Raw genomic sequence first — 587 nt, forward strand, 5'->3', positions numbered from 1 at the left:
AGCTTAACCTTCGGGAGGGCGCTTACCACTTTGTGATTCATGACTGGGGTGAAGTCGTAACAAGGTAACCGTAGGGGAACCTGCGGTTGGATCACCTCCTTACCTTAAAGAACCTGCCTTTGTAGTGCTCACACAGATTGTCTGATGAAAAGTGAATAGCAAGGCGTCTTGCGATTGAGACTTCAGTGTCCCCTTCGTCTAGAGGCCCAGGACACCGCCCTTTCACGGCGGTAACAGGGGTTCGAATCCCCTAGGGGACGCCAGCGTTCAAACTGATGAGGTGCAAACCTCCCAGGGGACGCCACTTGCTGGTTTGTGAGTGAAAGTCACCTGCCTTAATATCTCAAAACTGACTTCAGAGTCATGTTTGAGATATTTGCTCTTTAAAAATCTGGATCAAGCTGAAAATTGAAACGACACACAGTTAATGTGTGTTCGAGTCTCTCAAATTTTCACAACACTGACGGTGTTTTACGAAACATCTTCGGGTTGTGAGGTTAAGCGACTAAGCGTACACGGTGGATGCCCTGGCAGTCAGAGGCGATGAAGGACGTGCTAATCTGCGAAAAGCGTCGGTAAGGTGATAT

General features: G+C 48.6%; 1 tRNA gene and 2 rRNA genes. All 3 read left to right on the top strand.

Annotation, left to right across the window (positions count from 1 at the left end):
- A 16S ribosomal RNA gene (locus QQZ17_RS18155) occupies positions 1-102 on the top strand; the annotation flags it as partial.
- Between the two features lie 85 nt (positions 103-187).
- Positions 188-263: transfer RNA gene (locus tag QQZ17_RS18160), tRNA-Glu, on the top strand.
- Between the two features lie 232 nt (positions 264-495).
- Positions 496-587: ribosomal RNA gene (locus QQZ17_RS18165) — 23S ribosomal RNA — on the top strand; the annotation flags it as partial.

This window comes from Citrobacter sp. T1.2D-1 (assembly GCF_950098555.1).
GTDB lineage: Bacteria > Pseudomonadota > Gammaproteobacteria > Enterobacterales > Enterobacteriaceae > Citrobacter_A > Citrobacter_A telavivensis.